Origin of the sequence: Sphingomonas sp. (genome assembly GCF_048594985.1) — a bacterium.
Taxonomy (GTDB): domain Bacteria; phylum Pseudomonadota; class Alphaproteobacteria; order Sphingomonadales; family Sphingomonadaceae; genus Sphingomonas_I.
In genome coordinates, this window is record NZ_JBMDXG010000107.1 from 1 (window position 1) to 3,803 (window position 3,803).

The following is a 3,803-nucleotide window of genomic DNA, read 5'->3' on the forward strand; positions in this document are numbered from 1 at the left end:
GCGAGGATGCGCCGCACCTTCATTACGAGATCCATGCGATGGCCGGCGGCGACCGCTGGTGGCAGGGGCGGGCGGTCAATCCATACCCGATCCTTGCCGGGCAGGCGGGGGGACGCTCAGGGCCGCGACCTGCTCTTTCCAATCACGAGACTGTCATGAAGATCAGCGGCGTGGACATCCGTCCCGGCAACATCATCGAATATGAAGGCGGCATCTGGCGCGCGGTCAAGATCCAGCACACGCAGCCCGGCAAGGGCGGCGCCTATATGCAGGTCGAGCTCAAGAACCTGCGCGACGGCCGCAAGAACAATGTCCGCTTCCGCTCGGCCGAGACGGTCGAGCGCGTGCGCCTCGATACCAAGGACTTCCAGTTCCTGTTCGCGGACGGCGACACGCTGACCTTCATGGACAAGGACACGTACGACCAGACCACGCTGCCGCGCGACCTGCTGGGCGACGCCGCCGCCTTCCTGCAGGACGGCATGGACGTGGTGATGGAACTCTACGACGAGGAGCCGATCAGCGTGCAGCTCCCCGACACGGTCGAAGCGACGATCGTCGAGGCCGACGCGGTGGTGAAGGGGCAGACCGCCTCGTCCAGCTACAAGCCGGCGATGCTCGACAACGGCGTGCGCGTGATGGTGCCGCCGCACATTTCGAGCGGCACGCGCATCGTCGTCGACGTTTACAGCCAGGAATATGTCCGCCGCGCGGATTGATCCCTTGATCTCCTCCCCTCGCGGGAGGGGAGGAGATATGTGATGGTTGCCCATTCAGGCCTGATCACCGTGATGGAGCGCGCCGCGCGCAAGGCCGGCCCGCGCCTGCGCCGCGATTTCGGCGAAGTCCAGCAGCTCCAGGTCTCGCGCAAGGGCCCGGCCGACTTCGTCAGTCAGGCCGACCAGCGTGCCGAACAGACGCTCTACGAGGAGCTGAAGAAGGCGCGGCCCGACTGGGGCTTCCTGGGCGAGGAGGGCGGCACGCGGCCGGGCGATCCCGACAAGCCGCGCTGGATCGTCGATCCGCTCGATGGGACCACCAATTTCCTCCACGGCATCCCGCATTTCGCCATCTCGATCGCGGTCGAGGCGCCGCTGCCGAGCGGCAAGACCGAGATCACCCACGCTTATGTCTACCAGCCCGTCACCGACGAAAGCTTCTGGGCGGAGAAGGGGCGGGGCGCGTGGCTGCACGACGGCCGCCTGCGCGTGTCGGCACGGCGCGACCTGACCGAGGCGCTGATCGCGACCGGCATCCCCTTCATGGGGCACGGCAATTTCGAAGAATGGAGCCGCATCTTCGGCGCGATCGCGCCCGAGGTGGCCGGCATCCGCCGCTTCGGCTCCGCCGCGCTCGATCTCGCCTGGGTCGCGGCGGGGCGGTTCGACGGCTTCTGGGAAAGCCAGCTTCAGCCGTGGGACGTCGCGGCGGGGCTGCTGCTGGTCAAGGAAGCCGGCGGGTTCGTCACCGATTATCGCGGCGGCGATCAGCCGATGGAGCGCAACCAGTTCCTCGCCGCCAATGACAGCCTGCATTCCAAGCTTCACAAGCTGGTGGCGACCGCGCTGCGGAAATAGTTCGTCACAAACTCGACATGATCGCGGCCTAACCCCGTCCGCGAATTCCGCTCCGGATGTCGGGCGGTGTCGAGGGGATGCGAAGGGCGAAGAGGGCGGGACCACACGCCCCCACGCCATGACCTTCCAAGGGGAACTTCTTCGTGAACATTGCTGATGTGAAGTCGACGCTCGCGCTGGGCGCGTCGATCGGTGCCTTGCTGTGCGCGACCGCCGTGCAGGCGCAGGACGTGTCCGCGACCGCCGCGCCGTCGACCGATGCCGTGCCCGAAATCACCGTCACCGCGCAGCGCCGGGCCGAGCGGCTCGATCAGGTGCCGGTCTCGGTCGGCGTGATCGGCGGGGCGGACGCGCGCACCTTCGCGACCGGCGGCGACGACACCCTGCTGTCGCTGTCGGGCCGCGTGCCCGGCCTCTACGTCGAAACGACGACCGGCCGCATCTTCCCGCGCTTCTACATTCGCGGCCTCGGCAATATCGATTTTTACCTCGGCGCGTCGCAGCCCGTCTCGATCATCCAGGACGATGTCGTGCTCGAGCATGTCGTGCTCAAGTCGAACCCCGTCTACGATGTCGCGCAGATCGAGGTGTTGCGCGGTCCGCAGGGCTCGCTGTTCGGCCGCAACACGCCGGCCGGCATCGTTAAGTTCGACACGATCCGCCCGAGCCAGGAGTGGCAGGGCCGCGCGTCGGCCAGCTATGGCAGCTTCAACACGGTCACCTTCGACGGCGGCGTCGGCGGCGCGCTGGTCGAGGATAAGGTCGCGATCCGCGTGTCGGGGCTGTACCAGCACCGCGACAATTACGTCGACAACACCTTCGCCGGCACCAGCGCCGACGGCACCCGGACACCGCGCAAGGACGCGATGGGCGGCTTTGACGAGCGTGACGCGCGCATCCAGCTCCTCCTGACCCCGACCGAGCGCCTGTCGCTGCTCGCCTCGGCGCATGCGCGCGATTATGACGGTACGTCGACGCTGTTCCTGCGCGGCGCGTTGCGCAAGGGATCGAACAAGAGCGATGCGTCGCGCAAGGAGGTCGCGTTCGACGAGGCGAACGACAACCCGCAGTCCTATAAGACCTATGGCGGCTCGCTTAACGCCGCCTACGATTTCGGCGGCGTGACGCTGACCTCGATCACCGCTTATGAGACGACATCGGGCTATAGCCGGGGTGACACGGACGGTGGCGCCGCGGCGAACTTCCCGGTCAACGGCGTGCCCAACGGGTTCGGCCAGAGCCAGGGGCAGATCCGCGACCTCGACCAGTGGCCGCAGGAGATCCGCCTGGCCAGCCCCGACGGCCAGCGCGTCACCTGGCAGCTTGGCGGCTATTATTTCGACAGCCGCGACACCACCGACTTCTACCAGCGCGCCTTCTTCCTGACGACCGCCGCGCGTAACCCGAACAACTGGGTGCGCCTGCGCAACATCAACACCTCCTACGCCGTCTTCGGCCAGATTGCGTGGAAGGCGACCGACCGCCTGACGCTCACCGCCGGCGCGCGCGAGACCAAGGATACGAAGAAGACCCGCCTGCTCAAGACCGCGGACACCGCCGCCGGTGCCGTCACCTATGCCGGCCGCCGCTACGTCCGCCTTTCGGACAGCGAGCCGAGCTGGGATCTGAGCGCGCTCTATCAGGTTAATCCCGACCTGAGCGTCTACGCCCGCGTCGCGACGGGTTTCCGCGGGCCGACGATCCAGGGTCGCTCGGCCGTGTTCAACTCGGATTTCACCACCGCCAATTCGGAAAAGATCCTGTCGGGCGAGGCGGGGTTCAAGAGCAGCCTGTTCAACAACATGCTGCGCCTGAACGCGAGCGGGTTCGTCTGGCGGCTGAAGGACATCCAGCTCAACGGCAATGACAGCAACGGCAATGGCGTGCTGTTCAACGCCGACAAGGCGGTGGGCTATGGCGCGGAGGCGGATATCGAATTCCGCCCGATGCGCAACCTGGCCATCACCGCCGGGGGCAGCATCCTCCATACCGAGATCAAGGACAATCGCGTCTATGCGCAGGTCTGCGCGCTCAACGGCGTGGTCGTGTGCACGGTCAAGGACCCGACCATCCGCGTCGCAGGCCCGTTCGGCACCAACACCTTCGCGCAGATCGATGGCAACCCGCTGCCGAACGCGCCGGAGTACACCCTCAACCTGGCCGCCCGCTACGACATCCCGTTCGGCGACGATGGCGCGTTCTTCATCGCCACCGACTGGAACAGGC

Annotated in this window: 3 protein-coding genes; all 3 read left to right on the plus strand. The window is 66.7% G+C overall.

Annotated elements, in window-relative coordinates:
* Nucleotides 1-155: 155 nt before the first annotated feature.
* Nucleotides 156-719, plus strand: a complete 564-nt coding sequence (gene efp / locus ACOJSF_RS04020; protein WP_420140940.1) for an elongation factor P — start codon at nucleotides 156-158, stop codon at nucleotides 717-719.
* A 42-nt stretch (nucleotides 720-761) separates the two neighbouring features.
* On the plus strand, nucleotides 762-1,577 hold the full coding sequence (locus ACOJSF_RS04025; RefSeq protein ID WP_420140938.1) for an inositol monophosphatase family protein: 816 nt from the start codon (nucleotides 762-764) through the stop codon (nucleotides 1,575-1,577).
* Between the two features lie 143 nt (nucleotides 1,578-1,720).
* A partial coding sequence (locus tag ACOJSF_RS04030; RefSeq protein WP_420140939.1) for a TonB-dependent receptor occupies nucleotides 1,721-3,803 on the plus strand: 2,083 nt, incomplete at its 3' end.

Bases quoted from the DNA above. Each gene is read 5' to 3' on its own strand.
- ACOJSF_RS04025 (WP_420140938.1), top strand. From the start codon at position 762: ATGGTTGCCCATTCAGGCCTGATCACCGTGATGGAGCGCGCCGCGCGC.
- efp (WP_420140940.1), top strand. From the start codon at position 156: ATGAAGATCAGCGGCGTGGACATCCGTCCCGGCAACATCATCGAATAT.